Genomic DNA, 18,599 nt, shown 5'->3' with positions numbered 1-18,599 from the left:
CGCTTTTATCAGCGCTGACGAAGAGCCAGAGAGGCCATGAGGGTGTCAGGGGTGCAAGCGGGCTGGCGCGGGGGCGCAGGTTCGTGCGGGTGGCGGCTCGCGTGAGCGAGCCGCCTGGTCCGCGACTTCCCATTCTTCTGTTCTTTCCCCAGTTTTATTTCCAAACGCCAATTCGCTGCGCAGCCTTAATAGGCTTGTGCCGTGCGCTTGCGCTGTGCTTTCTCGCTGCCGATTCCGGATTGATTCCGGATTAACTCCCACGCAATATTTCACGGCTTTTTAAATTTGTGCGGCCGTACTGGTTTGTCCGGTATTGGATTTGTTTTTTTACCGATTTCACTCGATTATTGCCGCAGCAATCGTCGGCATTATTTTCCGTCTGAACGTGCTTTTTGAGGGGCGCCAGGTAAAATGCGCAAGTTACGTTCCCATACATTGTGATGTTCCCAATTTGTGTTCCGTAACATCGCCTGCGAGGCGTTAATCACGTTTTAGCGGAATTTCACCTGCTTTCGGGCGCCGCTCGCGCAACGCACCCAACGCCGAAATGGCCCTCGATCAGCAATCGCCCGCTTGCTATAGAATCTCGCTTTTGAAGCCGCACGGGGCATTCGCGCCCCGTTCAGGGACTCCGCATGAAACAGTATCTCGAGCTCGTCCGCTCGATCCTCGACACCGGCAGCTGGCAGGAAAACCGCACCGGCATCCGCACGATCAGCATGCCCGGTGCGATGCTGCGCTTCGACCTGCAGCAGGGCTTCCCGGCCGTCACGACCAAAAAGCTCGCGTTCAAGTCGGCCGTGGGCGAGCTGATCGGCTTTATGCGCGCCTCGCGCAGCGCCGCGGAGTTCCGCGCGCTCGGCTGCAAGGTCTGGGACGCCAACGCCAACGACAACGCCCAATGGCTCGCCAATCCGTACCGCCAGGGCACGGACGATCTGGGCGACGTCTACGGCGTGCAGTGGCGCCAGTGGCCCGCCTACAAGGTGCTCGAAGCCAGCGCAAGCGCGCAGATCGCTGACGCCGAATCGCGCGGCTACGCGCGCGTGACTGAATTCAGCGAGGACGGCCAGCCGAAGGTGCTGCTTTACAAGGCGATCGACCAGCTTCGCCAGTGCCTCGACACCATCATGAACAATCCCGCCGACCGTCGGATTCTGTTTCATGCGTGGAACCCGGCCGTGCTCGAAGAGATCGCGCTGCCTGCCTGCCACCTGCTTTATCAGTTCCTGCCGAACCCGGCGAAGCGCGAAATTTCGCTCTGCCTGTACATCCGCAGCAATGACGTGGGTCTGGGCACGCCGTTCAATCTGACCGAAGGCGCAGTGCTGCTGTCGCTGGTGGGGCGCCTGACGGGCTATACGCCGCGCTGGTTCACGTATTTCATCGGCGACGCGCACATTTACGAGAACCAGCTCGACATGCTCAACGAGCAGCTGCGCCGCGAGCCGTTCGAGAGCCCGCGTCTGGAAATTGCCGATCGCGTGCCGGATTTTGCGAAAACGGGCGTGTATGAGCCTGAGTGGCTGGAGAAGGTCGAGCCGTCGGACTTCTCGCTGGTCGGCTACCGCCATCACGAGCCGCTGACGGCGCCAATGGCGGTGTAACGTTTCTGATGCGCCAGATGGAAAAAGCCCGCGAACGGTGACGTTCGCGGGCTTTTGTTTTGGCGCCGCCAGCCGCTCGGGTTGACGGCGATTACGTTAGCCGCGGTGGTGATCGTCGCGGTTACCGCCCGCGTGTTCCTGCGGGTGCTGCTGGGGTTGCGGCTGCGGGTGCGGTTCCGCGCGCGGCTGCGGTTGCGGCTGCGGGTGAAATTCCGCGCGTGGCTGCGGTTGGGGTTGCGGGCGCGGCTCAGGACGCGATTCCGGGCGCGGCTGGGCTTGCGGCTGCGGATGGAATTCCTCGTGCGCCTGCGGTTGCGGGCGGGGCTCGGCGCGCGGCTGTGCTTGCGCTTGTGGCTGCGGTTGCGGGTGGAACTCCTCGCGCGGCTGTTGGGCCTGCGGCTGCGGGCGGACATCGGCATGCGCCTGGGGTTGTGGCTCCTGACGCTGCTCCGCGCGTTGCTCCGGACGGTTCTGGGCTTCGAAGCCGTGTTGCGCCTGTGCAGCTTGGGGCTGCGCAACCGGCTCGTTGGCGCGCTCGGGCGCACGCTGCGGCGCGGCCTCATGCGGCTGCTGCATCGCGAGCGCTTGCCCCCGGCCCGCTTCGTTCGCGCCCGGCTGGCCGCGCATCGCCATCGGCGTATGCGCCTGGGTCCATTCGGGCTGATGCGCTTCGCCTGGCTGAGCGGCCTGCGGGCGGCCGTTCATCGCCGCCTGCGGCTGACCACCTTCGGGATGGCCCGCGAACTGCGGCGGGCGCGGCACGCCGTGGGCTTCGTTCGGCTGCGCACCGGCCGCAGCGTGGCCGGCCGCCGCCATTGCGTTGGCATTGGCGTTCGGTGCGAAGTTCGGCTGGCCGTGCTGGGCCATCGGCTCGTTCGGACCATGCGGCGCGTTCTGCATCGGTGCACCGCCCGGACGTCCCGCCGCGCCGATTTCCGGCGAGCGAGGCGCGACGACGCGCACATTCTGCTGCGGCCAGCCACCATGCGAGGCCGTCGAAAACGGCGCGAACGACGCATGCGCGGGCGCCGACACGCGCACGACCGGCGCACCCGCGCCCGGCACCGTGCCGCCGCCATGCGCAAAACGTTGCGCGAGGTTGTCATGGAACGCGGGCGGCGCAACCGGCGCGCGCGTCGCCACGACCTGACGCTGGTTCAGCGTGGCAGGCGGACGATAGTCGGCGCGACGCATGTTCGCTCCAAAGCTGCCCTGAACCGGCGCGATGCCAGGCGTGCCCGGCTGGATGCGCGCGTTCTGCCACTGGCGCGGATCGACATGCTGCGCGAAGCGCGCGGTCGGCTGGCCGTGCACGAAGGCGGTCGCGGGAACGGCCGTGACCGCGCCCGGCACGCGGTAGTTGACGTAGGTGTTGTGAACGTTGATGTTCGTGATGTTGACGTTCTGGCGGTAGTTGTTGACAACCACCGTCTGGTTGACGCGCTGATAGTAGTGCGGGCTCCAGCCGCCCCAGCCCGGATGCCACGCTTCGCCCGGCCCGAGCGCAAACCAGGCGACGCCCGCCGCCGCCGCGCCGCCGATGGCCAGATTCACGCCCCAGTCGGAACCACCGCCGCCGCCCACGAAGGCGACGAGCGCCGGTGCGTAGACGGGCGGGGCGCTCTCGACCATCGGGCCCGGCACCCACGCCCACGAATCGTCGACCTGGGCCCAGCGGCCATAGTGGTAAGGCGCGAAGCCCCACGGCGCGTCATCCACCCAGGTCCAGCCCCAGGGCGCTTGCCAGACCCAGTGACCATCGTGATAAGGCGCCCAGCCGGCCGGCTCCGTATTCGGCACCCACACCTCGCCGTATTGCGGGCTTTCGCGCCAGGTGCCGTTGGCGTCCAGATCCTGATAGCCGGGAATGTCACGCGAAACATAACGCGCCGATACCGAGCGGTCCTCGGCCTCGTCGCGCGTGAGCGCCCACTGGTCGAAGGCGTCGGGCTGCGGAGCGGCGCCGCTCGCCACCTGCTGCAGGGCGGTGCCGGTAAAGCGGATCTGCTGGCCGGCCTGCATCGGCATCTGGCCGTTTTCGCCGTACACGGTCACGCTGCCGCTGCGCACGGTCACAGTGGTCGCGCTGCCGTCGGGCGCGACGTCCACGCGATAGTCGCCCGGACCGTTCAGGCCGAGCGCGAGATTCGGAGTATCGATTTCGTACGCACTGCCGGCGGGCAGCGCGCGCACGCGCGTTGACAGCGTGCCCTGGGCGACCTTGAGCTGCGCGCTCGAATCGTCGAGGTTGAGCACGTCGAGGCTCGTTTGCGGGCCCATGCGCACAGCCGTCGAGCCGATGTGCATTTCCGAGCGCGCGTTGCTGTCGTTCCACAACTGGTCGCCGGTGGTCAGCGGGCGGTTCAGCTGGGCGTAGGACCAGTCGGTCGCACCAGCCGGCTCGGTGGTGACGTCGCCGGCCATGTAGTCGAGGCGCGCGACGCGCGAGGGCGGATCGCCTGCCGGTGCGGACTGCGGTGCTGCTTGCGGCGCGGACTGTGCGAGCGCATCGGTGCTGGCGAGGTTGAACGCGAAGGCGGCGAACACGGCGCCCGCGATGAGCGTGCGGCGCGTGAGGGTGTGGCGGCTGTCGTTGGTCGCGAGTTGGGTCGCGTATCTGGTCATTGTTTTCACGGTGTAGTTCTCCGGCGCGGTGCAGAGCATGACTCGCTGATGAAATTTCGCGAAGCCATGCAGGGCACTGTATCCGTCGCCCGTGTTTCCGGGCTCGCGGATTTGTTAAGGCTTATGCACCATCTGTAACAGAACGTGTGATGACGACCTGATACCCGGGTTTTGAGGGTGGTTTAAATGAATTTGTCGGCTATTTGTCAGGATATTCGCGCTTCAAGACGACGATTCAAACCCGCACGAACGCGTCGAATTCGCGTTGCCCGAGCGGCGTGATGCGCAGCACGCGCGGGCGGCTCGTGCGTTCGACCCAGCCGTTCGACGTGAAGCGCTCGAGCAGCGCCGCGCCGAGCGCGCCGCCCAGGTGCGGGCGCCGCTCGCTCCAGTCGAGGCAGGTGCAGGCGAAGCGCCGCCGTCGCGCGCGCAGTGCGCCAAGATCGACGCCCCATTCCGCGAGCCTTGCCGCGCCGGTCTGGGTTGCTTCCAGATCGTCGCCCTTGAGCGTGAGCAGTCCGCCATCGACGAGCCGCTCGAACACCTGCACCGCCACTTCGCCCGCCATGTGGTCATAACAGGTGCGCGCGTGGCGCATCTCCAGCGGCACGGTGCGCGCGGGGCGCGTCACGGGCCGCTCCGGCGCGGTGGCGTGGGCGACGTTCATGAGCGCTTCGATGGTCTGGGCGATTTCTGGCGTGGCGATACGGAAGTAGCGGTGCCGCCCGCGCACTTCGGCGGCGATCATGCCGCCATCGGTGAGCCGCGCGAGGTGGGCGCTGGCTGCCGACGGCGAAAGCCCCGCGATCAGCGTGAGCTCGCCCGCCGGACGGGCGCTGCCGTCCATCAGCGCCCACAGCATGGCGGCGCGGCCCGGGTCGGCGAGCAGGGCGGCTACACGGGCGAGGCCGGGGAAATGGAGGGATTCGTCGGCGGTGGGCAGGGACATGGTCGGCTCTCCGGATTCAGCACGCCTGGTGCGGTGACTCATGACATCACTTTAGCCAACTGCAGCATTCGACGTTTCAATCTGTCGTGAAATGTCGCGCGCGGGCCGCAGAGCGTGCGCTGCCCTCGAAACCGCGAGGCAAGCAGGCACCGCGCTAGAATGGGCCTCTTTCTGGTCGCAGACAGGCACCTACAGGCAGTCATGAAACGCATTCTGGCCCTCGCAGCGCTCACGCTGCTTTGCGCGGCCTGCGCCGGCGGTACGCCGCCATCAGGCAGCAGCGCAAGCGGTATCACCATGTACGGCACGATCGACGAAGGCATTAGCTATCACAAGTAGTCCGCAGTGCGAGATACGTGTGTGGCAGGAATTGATGGCAGATTGACAAGACTGCCAGCCTCGCGCGTGCGAACATGGGCGATCCGCTTTTGAACGCTTGCCGCCCTATGTCCGCCGACACTGCCCACGTTCGCCACATTGTTTTCGCGGTCGCGCCCGATCTCGTGCTGCTCGACGCCTGCGGCCCCATCGAGGCATTCTGGCGCGCCGAACTCACGCTGCGCGCGCAGACTCCGCAATCGTCGAGCGCGTGCGCGTACCGCGTTACGTTCGCCTCGATCGAGGGCGGCGTGCTGCCCACCTTCGCGGGCCTGCCCGTGGTCGCCGAACGGCTCGACGCGCTCGACGCCGCCACCATCGACACGCTGATCGTCCCCGGCGTGCCGATCGACGACAACACCGTGCTGCAACCCGAACTCGTCGCCTGGATCGCCGCCCATGCGCCGCGCGCTCGGCGCGTCGCCTCGGTGTGCACGGGGGCGTTCTATCTGGCGGCCGCGGGCCTGCTCGACGGCCGCCGAGCGGCCACGCACTGGCGCAACGCGGCGCAACTCGCGCGGCGCTTCCCGCAAGTTCAGGTCGACGACGAACCGATCTTCATCCGCGACGAGCGTGACGGCCGCGCGGTCTGGACCTCGGCGGGCGTGACAGCGGGCATCGATCTCGCCCTCGCGCTGATCGAAGAGGATTGCGGCCACGCCGTGGCGATGCAGGCCGCGCGCCGTCTCGTCGTGTTCATGAAGCGCCCGGGTGGCCAGGCGCAGTTCAGCGAGGCGCTGGCGGCGCAGAGCGCGGCGGGCGGCGCTTTCGACGCGCTGCACGGCTGGATGGCCGCGAACCTGCATGTCGAGCTAAGCGTCGAGCGTCTGGCGCACGCCGCCTGCATGAGCCCGCGCACTTTCGCGCGGCGCTATGTGGAAGCGGTGGGGCGCACGCCCGCGCGCACGGTCGCGGCGATGCGTGTCGAAGCCGCCGCGCACGCGCTCGCGCAATCGCGCCTGCCGGTCAAGCGCATCGCCGCCGACTGCGGTTTCGGCACCGAGCAGAATCTGCGCCGTGCGTTCGAGCGGCGCTACGGCGTGCTGCCCGGCGACTATCGCGCCCGTTTCTCCGCGATGAATGCGTGAGGTCGCGGCGCGCACAAGCGGGCACATAAGCGGGCACATAAGCGGCGGCGGGGACGGCACTGTGATTGACATGCTGCGCTCGTATAATCGACGGCACCTATAACGATGCCTCGCGCACAACCCCACGAGCCGGAGCCGATATGAATACGCCCTCGCAGCCTCTCGACCGTTCGGAAACGACATTCCGTTTCCTCGCCGAGCCCAATTCGGTGAACTTCGGCGGCAAAGTCCACGGCGGCGCACTGATGAAGTGGATCGACGAAACCGCCTACGCCTGCGCGGCGGTCTGGTCGGGCCGCTACTGCGTGACGGTGAGCGTGGGCAATATCCGCTTTCGCCGGCCGATCCAGGTCGGCAACATGGTCGAGTTGCGCGCACGCGTGGTGGCCACGGGCCGTACCTCGATGCACATCCACATCACCGTGCATGCGGGCGACCCCAAGAGCGGCCAGCTGCGTCTGACGACCGACTGCCTGATCGTGTTCGTAGCCGTCGACGAAAACGGCAATCCGATTCCGGTGCCCACTTTCACGCCCGAAACGGACGAGCAGAAGCGCCTGGCGAAATACGCGCTCGACGTGAAGGAAGCGCTCGACGCGATTGTCGATCTCAAGCCCGAAGAAGTCGCGCGCGGGCAGGTGTGACGCGGTCGCGGCACATATGAAAAAACGGGCGGCGAGGATTGAATCCTTGCCGCCCGTTTTGCATTTCAGCCCTTTTTCAAGGGCATTTTATGGCCACGTTACTTCGCGTTGCCCACCATCTCGCCGGGCTTGACCCATTCGTCGAACTGCTGCTCCGTCACATGGCCGAGCGCGAGCGCCGCGGCCTTGAGCGTGGTGCCTTCCTTGTGCGCTTTCTTGGCAATCTGCGCGGCCTTGTCGTAGCCGATGTGCGGATTGAGCGCCGTCACCAGCATCAGCGATTCGTTGAGCAGTGTGTCGATGCGCGCGTGATTCGGCTCGATGCCCACCGCGCAGTGATCGTTGAAGGAGAGCGCGCCGTCCGCGAGCAGACGGATCGATTGCAGCACGTTGTGCGCGATCATCGGGCGGAACACGTTGAGTTCGAAGTTGCCGCTCGCGCCGCCCATGTTCACGGCGACATCGTTGCCGAACACCTGGCAACACAGCATCGTCACTGCTTCGGACTGCGTAGGATTGACCTTGCCCGGCATGATCGAGCTGCCCGGTTCGTTCTCGGGAATCGACAGTTCGCCCAGGCCGCAGCGCGGGCCGCTGGCGAGCCAGCGCACGTCGTTGGCGATCTTCATGAGGCTGGCGGCCACGGTCTTGAGCGCGCCGTGCGCGAACACCAGCGCGTCGGCGGCGGCCATCACTTCGAACTTGTTGGGCGCGGTCACGAAGGGCACGCCCGTGAGTTTCGCGATGGTTTCGGCCACCTTCTGCGCGAACTGCGGATGCGCGTTCAGACCCGTGCCCACCGCCGTGCCGCCCTGCGCGAGTTCATAGAGATGCGGCAGCGACGATTCCACATGTTTGATGCCGTGATCGAGCTGCGCGACGTAGCCCGAAAACTCCTGGCCGAGCGTGAGCGGCGTGGCGTCCTGCAGGTGCGTGCGGCCGATCTTGACGATGCCGGTGAACTGCTGCGATTTGGCGGCGAGCGTCTCGCGCAGCGTCTTCAGCGCAGGCACCAGATGCTTGACGATGGCCACCGCCACCGCGACGTGCATGGCGGTCGGGAACACGTCGTTGGACGACTGGCCACGGTTCACATCGTCGTTCGGATGAATCTTGCGCGACTCGCCGCGCTCGCCGCCCAGAATCTCGCTCGCGCGGTTGGCGATCACCTCGTTGAGATTCATGTTGGTCTGCGTGCCGGAGCCGGTTTGCCAGACCGCGAGCGGGAATTCGCCCGCGTGCTTGCCTTCGACGATTTCGTCGGCGGCCTGCACGATGGCGCGCGCCTTGGCCTCATCCAGCACGCCGAGCTGCTGGTTGACCTCGGCAGCCGCGCGCTTGATCCACGCGAGTGCGGTGATCAATTCGGGCGACTGCTTTTCGGTCGAGATGCGGAAGTTCTGCAAGGAACGCTGCGTCTGCGCGCCCCATAGCTGCGCGGCCGGCACGGCGATTTCGCCGAACGTGTCGCGTTCCATTCTGACATTCTCATTGCTGGCGGTCATGTTGACACTCCGATGTGAAGCGGCGCCGGTGTTTCGGCGCGGCGCCGCATGTGACGGGTCGGGTCCGCGAGGTGGCTGGACGGCGGCGCAGCGAGGCGGCGCCAGCATGCGCGCCGTGGAAGGGGCGCACGCCTGAGCGATATCTGGCTAGATGGCGGACTTTCGGGTTGCTTCGGTCGAAGGCAGCGCGCTACAGCGGACTACAACTGGCTATCGACCGGCAACAGCAAGAATAGCCCGGTTAGCAGATTCCGGTAAAAACCCGCACCAGGATCGAGGTTGTAGGTACGGATCATGCCGTTTTCCTCGTCGGTCCAGATGAGCGGCGAGTTCGTCGCCGTGCCGCGCTGCTGCGCAAGCTGCTCGGGCGTCGCGAGGGTGACGCGATAGCTGATCTCGGGCGAGGTCGCGTGCGCGAAATAACCGGCCACTTCGTGCGCGATGGGTTGGCTGTCAATCGTCAGCGCCAGTTCCGTGTTCAGACGCGCGGAGCGCGGATCGAGATTGAGCGAGCCGATCACGAGCGTGCTGTCGTCGATCACGTAGGCCTTGGCGTGCAGGCTCGCGCGCGAACGCGAACCCGTGATGCCGAAGCGCTGCGAGCGCGTGCCCTCGGCCTGCGTCGGCTTGAATTCGTAGAGTTCGACGCCGGCCTGGAGCATCGGCACGCGGTACGGGCTGTAGCCGGCCTGCACGGCGACGGCGTCGGTGGCCGCAAGCGAATTCGTCAGGATCGCCACGTGTACGCCGCGCGCGGTGAGGTTCCTGAGTTCCTGCACGCCTGCGTCATGCGGCACGAAGTAAGGCGAGAACACCAGCACGCTGCTCTTCGCCGCGCGGATGCGTTCCAGCAGCGAGCGCATCGCGTCGCCCAGCTCGCCTTGTTCCGCGCCGCCGATCTTGCCCGGCGCATCGGCCACGAACTGCCACTTCGCCCAGATCAGGCCCAGCTCGTTGCGCGTGATCTGCTGCGCGAGCGGCGTGGCGTTGAGCGGCTTCGCGTTGTAGGGATCGGCGGTTTCGCGCCAGTGCGTGCGTAGATCGTCGCGCGCCGCGTCGAGATCGTGCGCGTCGAACTTCTGATGATTGAGCACGGCTAGCGGATACGAGACGCTGCTGTTCCAGTACTCGTCGAAACTCGCGGATACGCTGGCCGCGACCGGGCCCGCGCCCACCACGTCGAGATCGCGGAACTGCAGCGTGGGGCTCGCGCTGAAGTATTCGTCGCCGAGATTGCGGCCGCCCACGATCACCAGTTCGTTGTCGACGATGGTCGACTTGTTGTGCATGCGGCGCGTGAATTGATCGACGTTCGAGAAGAAGTTGCGCGTGCGCAGGACCATCGATTCGCCCGTGCTGCCATACGGATTGAACACGCGGATCTGGATGTTCGGATGGCTGTTGAGCGCGGCCATCAGGCGGTCGATGTCGTGGAAGTTCAGGTCGTCCACCAGCATGCGCACGCGCACGCCGCGATCGGCCGCGTACAGCGCCGCGCCCAGCAGCAGTTTGCCGGTCGTGTCCTCGTTGGCGATGTAGTACTGCATGTCGAGCGTCTTCGTCGCCGCGCGCGCGAGCGCGACGCGCATCTGCAGCGAGTCGGTACCGGTGGCCAGCAGCCGGAAGCCCGATTCGCCGGGATGCGCGGCTTCGGGAGCGGCCAGCGCGATGCCGAGCGCGGTGGCGCTGGCGTCGGACGCGGGCAGGGCGGAGCTGGTCTGGCGCGGGTAGTCGGTCGCGGGCGGGCGCGTGGCGCAGGCCGCGACGAGCGTGACGCACACCAGGGCGAGGCAGGCGCGCCGCAGCGCATGGAGGCGCGCGGCGCGGTGGCTGGGGGACGCGTGCGCAACGGTGGGGGCGAGCAAGCGGATTCTCCTGAGCGTGTGGCGCCGTTCCTTCGCCTGTCGTTCGTCCGCAGGTCGAGTTCGCGTGGTTCGCTTACGTTGCGCCGTCTTTAACCGATTCTATCGGCAAGCCGCGCAACGTGATCCGCAATGCGAGCGCTTTGCGCGAGCGCTGCTGGAATGCCGCTGGAGCGCTCAGGCGCGCGGAGACGACGCGCTGGCGCGCGCCTCGTCGGCGTCGCGTTCGCTGCCGCGCGCGGGCTTGCCGGCCCAGTAGCCAGCAAGCAGCGATCCCGACAGGTTGTGCCACACCGAGAACAGCGCGCCCGGCAAGGCCGCGAGCGGCGAGAAGTAGAGCTTGCCGAGCGTCGCGGCGAGGCCCGAGTTCTGCATGCCCACTTCGATCGCGAGCGTGCGGCACACGGATTCGTCGAAGCCTAGCAGTCGGCCGCCCCAGTAGCCGCCCAGCAGGCCGATGCCGTTGTGCAGCACCACGCCCAGTGCCACGATCGGCCCGACCGTGGCGATGCTCGCGTGCGTGCCGCCCACCACCGCGGCGATGATCGCGAGGATCGACACCATCGACACGAGCGGCAGCACCGGCTCGACGCGCCGCACGAGGCGGCCCGCCAGGCGGTTGACGATCAGGCCGACCACGATCGGCAGCGCCACGATCTGCACGATGCTCATGAGCATGCCGTGCACATCGACGACGATCGAGGCGTCCACATAGAGGCGCGTGAGCAGGGGCGTGGCGAACACGCCCACCAGCGTGGACAGCGCGCTGATCGTCACGGACAGCGCCACGTCGCCGCGCGCCAGATAGATCATCACGTTCGAGGCCGTGCCGCTCGCCACGCTGCCGACCAGCACCATGCCGGCGGTGAGGTCGGGGCTCATGTGCAGCGCGTGGGCGATCGCCCATGCGGCCAGCGGCATCACCAGATAGTGCAGGACGATGCCGGCCAGCACGGGCGCGGGGCGCGTAAAGACGCGCTGGAAGTCGGCGAACGAGAGCGTCACGCCCATGGCCAGCATGATGATCGTGAGCAGCGTTGTGACATGCGGCGTGACTGGCGCGACCACGCCCGGATTGAAGTAGGCGAACAGCGAGACGAGGACGGCCCAGAGCGGGAACAGTCGGGTGATCGGGGCGAGCATGGGCAGTGAGGGTCCGGGAAAGAGGGCGTTTCGGGCTTTCTGGATGCACGGCGGCGCGCGGCCGGGTTGGCCGGCGCAGCGTGCTGTCGTGCGGTATTGCTTGATGGCGCCCTCGTGGGACGGCTGGCGGGCGCCCCCGGATCGCGGGCTTTGCCAGCCGCGTATTTTAACCGTTCGCGTAGAAGCGCCCGGGCGCCTGCCGGAGCGCGTCAGCTCTGTGGCGCGGCCGCTTCGCGCTGCGCGCGCCGGCTGATGTGATGGAAGCGCCACGTCATGAGTACGGCCACGCTCGCGAGTCCCGCCGCGAGTCCCCACCAGAGCCCGAGCGCGCCCAGCCCGAAGTGGAACGCCAGCGCGTAGCCGAACGGAAAGCCTATGCCCCAGTAGCCGAGCGTCGCAGCCAGCATCGGAATGCGCGTGTCCTTGAGGCCGCGCAGGCAGCCCGAGCCGACCGTCTGCATGCCGTCGACGATCTGGAAGATCGCCGCCACGCCCAGCAGCGACGCCGCAAGCGCCACGGTCTGCGCGTTGGCGGGATCGTCCAGATGCAGATAGAGGCCGACGATCCAGTGCGGTGCGAGCACCATCACCAGCGCCGACATCGACATGAAGCCCACGCCCAGCGCCAGCGCGACGAAGCCCGCATGGCGCGCCGCGCGCGGCTGGCCTGCGCCGATCCAGTAGCCCACCCGCACGTTGGCGGCCTGGCCGATCGACAGCGGCACCATGAACATCACCGAAGCCACGTTCAGGGCGATCTGATGCGCGGCCAGCGGCGTCGAGCCGAGCAAGCCCATGACGATGCCGGTGGCGAGAAAGAGCGTGGCCTCGACCGCGAAGGTGATCGCCACCGGCCAGCCGATCGTGAACAGCTCGCTCATGAGCGGCGCGGTGGGCCGGCGCGCGACCACGAAATGCTGGTGCGAAGGCCGCAGATGCAGCAGCGCCATCAGCAATAGCGTGGTCAGCCAGATGGTCACCGTCGTGGCCGCCGCCGAGCCCAGAAAGCCCAGATGCGGCAGGCCCCACACGCCGTGGATCAGCCCGTAGTTGAGAAAGCCGTTGAAGAACACACTGCCGATCGACACCCAGAGCAGCCGTTTGGCCGCGCCGATGGCGGGCAGAAACGAGCGCATCAGCCCCACGCCGATCAGGCTGGCGGGCGCGCCCCAGCGCAGCACGGCAGCGTATTCGCCGACCTGATGCGCGAGCGCGGACGGCTCGCCGAGCGCGAGCAGCAGCGGCGTGGCAAACGACAACAGCGCGAACGCAGGCACGGCCAGCAGCAGCGAGAGCGCGAAACCGGTCCAGTAGATGTGCGGCACGCGATGCAGATCGTCGGCGCCGCGCGCCTGCGCGACGCTCACGCTCACCGAGGTCAGCACGCCCTGCAGCACCGTCACCACCACGAAGAACAGATTCGCGCCGAGTCCGCCGGCCGCGAGCGCGCCCGCGCCCAGCGAGCCGAGCAGCACCGTGTCGGTCACGCTCATGGCCATTTGCGAGAGCTGGGCGATGGCGAGCGGCGCGGCGAGGCGTGCGGTATCGGCGGCGTGGCGGCGCAGCGAGGGAGGGGCGAAAGCGCGGCGTTGATCGTTAGCGCGCGTGGAGGCGGTGGAGCGGGTCATAAAAAGCAGACGCGGCGCGAATCATCGCGCCGCGTGTCCTGTGTTTGCGTACCGGTTGCGTACTTGTTGGAGCTGAAAGCCTGATGCGAGGTTACGCTTCTTTCGGATAAAAAGCACCTATATGGTGCATTTGCTTTCGGAAGCGTTTCGATCTCGGTTCGTTTTCGCTTCGGTCTCGCTTCGGTCTCGTTTCCTTCTCGCGGGCTTATGGGGCTGCGGCGGTACGCACCAGGTGACGCCGGCTACTGCGCTTCGTGAATGGCGATGCGCGTATCGCCGAGCAGCACCGACTGCCCCGCGCGAATCTTGCAGGTCTTGCGCAATTCGACTTCGCCGTCGACCTTCACCGCGCCGGAAGCGACGATCACTTTGGCCGAGCCGCCGCTGTCGGCAAGGCCCGTGATCTTCAGGAGGTTGTGGAGTTCGACGTAGTCGCCGGTCAGAGTGAAATCGAGATTGGGCATGGCAAATCAGGGATGAGGGGCGCGCCGCGCGGGCGCGCGAAGGGTGTGCATGATAAGTGATCCCAGGCTCACGGGCGCTGCGGCAGTCTGGGGCCAGATGTTATGAAATCGTCAGAAAGTGAAACGGTGAGTAACGTTGCGGGACTTCACGGGCTTCCTCAGACAAAAATGGATTTACCCCAGCCGAGAGATCTGCCTCCTGGATACGCAAAACATCGCGTCCACCCATAGCGAGGCAGCTTCATCGAGCGGGACCGCGCCGCGACGGGCATGCCTGTTGCGACGCCGATCCCGGAACTACTGCAAAAGAGGATATGCCATGACTCAAATTCGCAAGCTGCTTACCGGTACCGCTCTCGCCACCGCCGCGCTGTTCGCGCAAGGCGCATTCGCCCAGACTGATGCCCCGGCGGCCGCTCCCAGCCAGGCGCCTGCCGCAGCGGGCATCGCTCAGCCCGCGCCTGCGCCGCAGAATCTGACCGCGCCGACCTCGACGGATCCGCTGGTCCAGAAGCGCGACGCCAACGCCAAGGCAAGCGCCGAGTACCGCAGCGCCAAGAAGTCGGCGAACTCGGAGTACAAGGACGCGAAGAAGCAGGCCAAGTCCGATTACAAGTCGCAGGTCAAGGACGCCAAGATCAACCGCAAGGCTGACCGTCAGGCCAATGACTCCGAAATGAAGGATCAGATGAATGGCGAGTCGGCGCAGCAGCAGAGCGGCACGACCCAGTAAGGCTCGCAGACGCTCTCCAAAGAGCGAAAGCAGGAGCCAAAAGCAGGCGCAAACAGCGGCGGCGTCCGGAAACGGGCGTCGCCGTTTTTGTTTTGGGTGACGAGGAGGGGCGTCGCGCGACGTTCGCGTATAAATATCGCCAGATCACGGCAAGATCGGCGCTTGCGGGCGTGAGGTGTATGGATATACAGTATGCGTCGCCGCGTCATTCAAGACGCGCTATCTACTCCTGTCCTCGCCGCCGTGTCCACCGCCGTGTCCACCGTTCCTACCGCCGATTCTTCCCAAGCCGACGTGGGCCTGCCTGATGTGGCGGCCTATCTCGCGAAGCTCAACGACGCCCAGCGCGCCGCCGTGGAACATGGCGGCCCGCACGCCTTTGCGCCCGGCGCTACGTTGCCCGAGCCGCTGCTCGTGATTGCCGGCGCGGGCTCCGGCAAGACCAATACGCTGGCGCATCGCGTCGCTCATCTGGTCGTCAACGGCGCCGATCCGCATCGCATCCTGCTGCTAACGTTCTCGCGCCGCGCGGCGCAGGAAATGACGCGACGGGTTGCGCGCATTGCAGCGGGCGTCTCGGGCGTCGCGGCCACGCTGGCGCAAGGGATCACCTGGGCGGGTACGTTCCACGGTGTCGGCGCGCGCCTGTTGCGCGAATACGCGGAACAGATCGGCCTGTCGCCGGCGTTTACGATCAACGACCGCGAAGATTCCGCCGATCTGATGAATCTCGTGCGCCACGAGTTGGGATTGTCGGCGAAAGAGAAGCGATTTCCCGCTAAATCGACGTGTCTGGCGATCTACTCGCGCGTGGTCAATACGGGCGATTCGCTGGCCAACGTGCTCGCGCGCTCGTTCTCGTGGTGCCTCGAATGGGAGCCCCAGCTGCGCGCGCTATTTGCCGCCTACACGGAAGCCAAGCAAAAGCAGAACGTGCTCGATTACGACGATTTGTTGTTATATTGGGCGCATATGTCGGCAGAACCGGTCATCGCCGCCGATCTTGCTGCGCGCTTCGACCACATTCTCGTCGACGAATACCAGGACACCAATCGCCTGCAGGCGTCGATCCTGCTCGCACTCAAGCCGGATGGGCGCGGGTTGACGGTCGTAGGCGACGACGCGCAGGCAATTTACTCGTTTCGCGGCGCAACGGTACGCAACATCCTCGATTTCCCCGCGCATTTCGATCCACCCGCCCGGCAGGTGACGCTCGAACGCAACTACCGCTCGACCGAGCCGATTCTCGCGGCGTCGAATGCCGTCATGGACGCCGCCGCCGAGCGCTACACCAAGAATCTCTGGACGGATCGTGCTTCGCAGCAGCGACCGCGTCTGGTGACGGTCGCCGATGAGGCCACCCAGGCGCGCTATGTGGTCGAGCAGATTCTGGAGGCGCGCGAGGGCGGCATGACGCTCAAGCAGCAGGCCGTACTGTTTCGCGCCGCGCACCACAGCGCCACGCTCGAAATCGAACTCGCGCGCCGCAACATTCCGTTCGTGAAATTCGGCGGTCTGCGCTTTCTGGACGCCGCGCATGTGAAGGACGTACTGGCCGTACTGCGCTGGGCCGAGAATCCGCTCGACCGCGTGGCGGGTTTTCGCGTGACGCAGTTGATGCCCGGTGTCGGGCCGGCCACCGCCGCGCGGCTGCTCGACCAGGTCGCGGCCTGCACGGGGGCATACCGTGCAGCGCAGGCGCTGGCCGCGTTCGCACCGCCGCCGCGCGCCGCCGAAGACTGGCCAGCGTTTACCGCGCTGATCGACAATATCGGCGCGCGCGCGACGCCCTGGCCGGGCGAATTCGAGCGCGTGCGCCGCTGGTACGAGCCGCATCTGGAGCGCAATCACGAGGACGCCCAGATGCGTATGGCCGATCTGCTGCAGATGGAGAGCATCGCCAGCACCTACGCCTCGCGCGAGCGTTTCCTGACCGAACTGACGCTCGATCCGCCCGACGCCACCAGCGCCGAATCGGCCGATCCACTGCTCGACGAGGACTATCTGATTCTCTCGACGATCCACTCCGCGAAGGGGCAGGAGTGGCGCAACGTGTTCGTGCTCAATGGCGTGGACGGTTGCATTCCGTCCGATCTGGGCGCGGGCAGCGACGAGGAACTGGAAGAAGAACGCCGCCTGCTCTACGTGGCGATGACGCGCGCGAAGGAAGACCTGCACATCGTCGTGCCGCAGCGCTTCTACGTGCACAACCAGGCGGCGGCGGGCGACCGGCACGTCTGGGCGTCGCGCACGCGCTTTATCGGCGCGCCGATGCTGCCGCTGTTCGAGGCGTGCGCGTGGCCGCCGCCGCCCGTGATGAGCGCGCCGAGTGCGACGGGGCTGGCCGCGGCGGCGCGCGCGAAGGTCGAGATCGGCGCGAAACTGCGCAAGATGTGGGAGTAAGGCAGGCGGGGACGCGGCCACGTGGGCCGCGTCAGGCAGGCAGAGGTTTTAGCGCGGCTGGTTTCTGGGCGCGGGCGGCACGAAGAAGTTGCGCAGCCAGGCGGCGAGGCGCGTGAAGACGTCGTCGGGTTCTTCGACGAAGATTTCCGGTTTCAGCAGGCGCAGATATTCCATGATCTGTTGCGCTTCCTGCTTCTGGAAGGTGCCGTGCGTGATGCCCATGCGCAGCAGGCCGCGCAGTTCGCCCAGACGCTCACGCGCGAGACTGCCGGTGGCCTGCTCGCAACCGATTTTCGCTTCGTAGACGCGCTGGCGCAGCGATTCCGCGAGACGCCACGCAGGCGTCTGCATCTTTTCCTCCAGCGCCTGAATGTCCTCCACGCCCGATTTGATCTGCGCGGCAAGCGGGTCGATCAGCGTTTCTTCGCCCTGCGCCTCGTGCACGATCGCCGCCGCCCATTCGCGGCACTGTTTGGCCAGCTCGTCGGGCGTCCACTCGGCGCGCGAGGCGAAGCCGAAGCCGAATTCCCCCGCATGGCGCATCAGCATCGACACGACTTCCGGAAACTCCTTGTCGAGCGTGCGCTTGGCCCACGCGTACTGGCCGCCCTGCAACAGACGCTGCACCGCCTGTTCGGTGAGCGGCGTCATGTTGTCGAGCAGCTTGGCGCGCAGGAAATCCTCAAACGACGGCGTCAGAAATTGCGGGTCGAGCTTGAGCGAGACGCGCAGGAACGCGTCGAAATCCTTGCGCAGCGACGCAAGCGTTTCGTCCTTGAGATTGAGGGTGATGTGCCCCATTGTGGTTGCCCCGGTGTATTCCTGGCGGTGCCTGAGTTTGCCTGGTCTGCGTTGGCCCGCGTTGGCAAGACGGCGCCAAAGCAGGCCTCGACGGTTTAACGGCGTATGGGGGCGAAACTTGAGCGGCGCGGGCCGAGTCTGTCCTCGAAAACCCGCATGACAGGATTTAGCGCAGCACCACGCCTTGCCAGAGAAAGAACACGCCTAGTCCCACCGCGATGGTGAGCAGCGGACGCTTCGTGAGCGCGCTCACGGCGATTGCCGCCAGCGCGCCGACCAGTTGCGGATTGCGCCAGCTCAGCTCGGCGTGCTGGCCGTGCGGCGAAACGGCCATCGGCACGATGATCGCGGTGAGCACGGTGACCGGCACGAAGCCAAGCGCCGTGCGCACGAGCGGCGGGAACACCAGTCGCTCGCCCAGCACGAAGACGGCGGTGCGCACGAGCAGGGTGATCGCGGCCATGCCCAGGATCAGGACGACGTAGTTCATTGGCGGCCTCCGGCAATCGCGTGTTGCTCGTGTTGTTCGTGCCGGGGCGGTGGCGGCTGGCGGTGCGCGGGCTGTGTGCCGATGTCGGCGGCATCGGCATCGGCTTCGGCAGCGGTGGTGGCTATCGGCTTGCGCGGCCGCGACAGCACGACGCCCACCGCCACGCCCACCAGCACCGCGCCAAGCAGCCCCAGCTTGTACGGCCACGCCTGCCAGAAAAACGCCAGCGCACCGGCCGTGACGGCGGCGGCCAGATAGCGCAGCGCCACGAGTTGCGGC

15 protein-coding genes and 1 pseudogene are annotated in these 18,599 nt (G+C 66.6%); 6 read left to right on the top strand and 10 right to left on the bottom strand.

Annotated elements, in window-relative coordinates:
• Positions 1-635 precede the first annotated feature (635 nt).
• Positions 636-1,607 carry a thymidylate synthase gene (locus VG320_RS05575; RefSeq protein WP_327199142.1) on the top strand — a complete coding sequence of 324 codons (972 nt, stop codon included), beginning with the start codon at positions 636-638 and terminating at the stop codon, positions 1,605-1,607.
• Between the two features lie 96 nt (positions 1,608-1,703).
• On the opposite strand, the gene VG320_RS05570 is transcribed toward VG320_RS05575, so the two are convergent.
• Positions 1,704-4,232 carry a DUF6600 domain-containing protein gene (locus tag VG320_RS05570; RefSeq protein WP_327199145.1) on the bottom strand — a complete coding sequence of 843 codons (2,529 nt, stop codon included), beginning with the start codon at positions 4,230-4,232 and terminating at the stop codon, positions 1,704-1,706.
• A 235-nt stretch (positions 4,233-4,467) separates the two neighbouring features.
• Positions 4,468-5,175 carry a helix-turn-helix transcriptional regulator gene (locus VG320_RS05565; RefSeq protein ID WP_327199144.1) on the bottom strand — a complete coding sequence of 236 codons (708 nt, stop codon included), beginning with the start codon at positions 5,173-5,175 and terminating at the stop codon, positions 4,468-4,470.
• A gap of 207 nt (positions 5,176-5,382) precedes the next feature.
• Here VG320_RS05565 and VG320_RS05560 point away from each other — a divergent pair, with 207 nt between their 5' ends.
• The 3 genes from VG320_RS05560 to VG320_RS05550 all read left to right on the top strand — a co-directional run bounded on the left by VG320_RS05560 (position 5,383) and on the right by VG320_RS05550 (position 7,291).
• Positions 5,383-5,520, top strand: coding sequence for a hypothetical protein (locus VG320_RS05560; RefSeq protein WP_327199141.1), 138 nt, complete (start codon positions 5,383-5,385; stop codon positions 5,518-5,520).
• 107 nt (positions 5,521-5,627) lie between these two features.
• Positions 5,628-6,647 (top strand): GlxA family transcriptional regulator, encoded by a 1,020-nt coding sequence (locus VG320_RS05555; protein ID WP_327199140.1) that lies wholly within the window; start codon positions 5,628-5,630, stop codon positions 6,645-6,647.
• A 140-nt stretch (positions 6,648-6,787) separates the two neighbouring features.
• Positions 6,788-7,291: an acyl-CoA thioesterase gene (locus VG320_RS05550; RefSeq protein WP_321886687.1), complete on the top strand. Its 504-nt coding sequence runs from the start codon at positions 6,788-6,790 to the stop codon at positions 7,289-7,291.
• Between the two features lie 98 nt (positions 7,292-7,389).
• On the opposite strand, the gene fumC is transcribed toward VG320_RS05550, so the two are convergent.
• The 5 genes from fumC to VG320_RS05525 all read right to left on the bottom strand — a co-directional run bounded on the left by fumC (position 7,390) and on the right by VG320_RS05525 (position 13,893).
• Positions 7,390-8,769, bottom strand: a complete 1,380-nt coding sequence (gene fumC, locus VG320_RS05545) for a class II fumarate hydratase (protein ID WP_327199139.1) — start codon at positions 8,767-8,769, stop codon at positions 7,390-7,392.
• Positions 8,770-8,996: 227 nt separating this feature from the next.
• Positions 8,997-10,661, bottom strand: a complete 1,665-nt coding sequence (locus VG320_RS05540; RefSeq protein ID WP_414695975.1) for a phospholipase D-like domain-containing protein — start codon at positions 10,659-10,661, stop codon at positions 8,997-8,999.
• Between the two features lie 174 nt (positions 10,662-10,835).
• The gene (panS, locus tag VG320_RS05535; protein WP_327199138.1) at positions 10,836-11,801 is read right to left on the bottom strand and encodes a ketopantoate/pantoate/pantothenate transporter PanS; all 966 of its coding nucleotides are present in this window, start codon (positions 11,799-11,801) and stop codon (positions 10,836-10,838) included.
• Positions 11,802-12,010: 209 nt separating this feature from the next.
• Positions 12,011-13,429: an MATE family efflux transporter gene (locus VG320_RS05530; RefSeq protein ID WP_327199137.1), complete on the bottom strand. Its 1,419-nt coding sequence runs from the start codon at positions 13,427-13,429 to the stop codon at positions 12,011-12,013.
• A 242-nt stretch (positions 13,430-13,671) separates the two neighbouring features.
• Positions 13,672-13,893, bottom strand: coding sequence for an RNA-binding S4 domain-containing protein (locus VG320_RS05525; RefSeq protein ID WP_027817334.1), 222 nt, complete (start codon positions 13,891-13,893; stop codon positions 13,672-13,674).
• Between the two features lie 319 nt (positions 13,894-14,212).
• Here VG320_RS05525 and VG320_RS05520 point away from each other — a divergent pair, with 319 nt between their 5' ends.
• Complete coding sequence (locus VG320_RS05520; protein WP_327199136.1) at positions 14,213-14,626, top strand: hypothetical protein; 414 nt, start codon at positions 14,213-14,215, stop codon at positions 14,624-14,626.
• Positions 14,627-14,818: 192 nt separating this feature from the next.
• Positions 14,819-17,029, top strand: a complete 2,211-nt coding sequence (locus tag VG320_RS05515; protein ID WP_327199135.1) for an ATP-dependent helicase — start codon at positions 14,819-14,821, stop codon at positions 17,027-17,029.
• Positions 17,030-17,077: 48 nt separating this feature from the next.
• Here VG320_RS05515 and VG320_RS05510 read toward each other — a convergent pair whose 3' ends face one another.
• The 3 genes and pseudogenes from VG320_RS05510 to VG320_RS05500 all read right to left on the bottom strand — a co-directional run.
• A complete protein-coding gene (locus VG320_RS05510) occupies positions 17,078-17,830 on the bottom strand; it encodes a DUF4088 family protein (protein ID WP_327199134.1) in 753 nt (250 codons plus the stop codon).
• Between the two features lie 166 nt (positions 17,831-17,996).
• Positions 17,997-18,320, bottom strand: a complete 324-nt coding sequence (locus tag VG320_RS05505) for an AzlD domain-containing protein (RefSeq protein WP_327199133.1) — start codon at positions 18,318-18,320, stop codon at positions 17,997-17,999.
• Positions 18,317-18,599, bottom strand: a pseudogene (locus tag VG320_RS05500) (hypothetical protein); the annotation flags it as partial. The gene VG320_RS05505 and the pseudogene VG320_RS05500, both read right to left, overlap by 4 nt.

Source organism: Paraburkholderia sp. (assembly GCF_035948235.1).
GTDB lineage: Bacteria > Pseudomonadota > Gammaproteobacteria > Burkholderiales > Burkholderiaceae > Paraburkholderia.
Note: the sequence above shows the minus strand (reverse complement) of the source record. Positions and strands in the feature narration are given on the sequence as shown.

What these genes read in the sequence shown, in the direction of transcription:
- VG320_RS05575 (WP_327199142.1), top strand. Translation starts at nt 636, where the DNA reads ATGAAACAGTATCTCGAGCTCGTCCGCTCGATCCTCGACACCGGCAGC.
- VG320_RS05570 (WP_327199145.1), bottom strand. Translation starts at nt 4,232, where the DNA reads ATGACCAGATACGCGACCCAACTCGCGACCAACGACAGCCGCCACACC.
- VG320_RS05560 (WP_327199141.1), top strand. Translation starts at nt 5,383, where the DNA reads ATGAAACGCATTCTGGCCCTCGCAGCGCTCACGCTGCTTTGCGCGGCC.
- VG320_RS05555 (WP_327199140.1), top strand. Translation starts at nt 5,628, where the DNA reads ATGTCCGCCGACACTGCCCACGTTCGCCACATTGTTTTCGCGGTCGCG.
- VG320_RS05550 (WP_321886687.1), top strand. Translation starts at nt 6,788, where the DNA reads ATGAATACGCCCTCGCAGCCTCTCGACCGTTCGGAAACGACATTCCGT.
- fumC (WP_327199139.1), bottom strand. Translation starts at nt 8,769, where the DNA reads ATGGAACGCGACACGTTCGGCGAAATCGCCGTGCCGGCCGCGCAGCTA.
- panS (WP_327199138.1), bottom strand. Translation starts at nt 11,801, where the DNA reads ATGCTCGCCCCGATCACCCGACTGTTCCCGCTCTGGGCCGTCCTCGTC.
- VG320_RS05530 (WP_327199137.1), bottom strand. Translation starts at nt 13,429, where the DNA reads ATGACCCGCTCCACCGCCTCCACGCGCGCTAACGATCAACGCCGCGCT.
- VG320_RS05525 (WP_027817334.1), bottom strand. Translation starts at nt 13,893, where the DNA reads ATGCCCAATCTCGATTTCACTCTGACCGGCGACTACGTCGAACTCCAC.
- VG320_RS05520 (WP_327199136.1), top strand. Translation starts at nt 14,213, where the DNA reads ATGACTCAAATTCGCAAGCTGCTTACCGGTACCGCTCTCGCCACCGCC.
- VG320_RS05515 (WP_327199135.1), top strand. Translation starts at nt 14,819, where the DNA reads ATGCGTCGCCGCGTCATTCAAGACGCGCTATCTACTCCTGTCCTCGCC.
- VG320_RS05510 (WP_327199134.1), bottom strand. Translation starts at nt 17,830, where the DNA reads ATGGGGCACATCACCCTCAATCTCAAGGACGAAACGCTTGCGTCGCTG.
- VG320_RS05505 (WP_327199133.1), bottom strand. Translation starts at nt 18,320, where the DNA reads ATGAACTACGTCGTCCTGATCCTGGGCATGGCCGCGATCACCCTGCTC.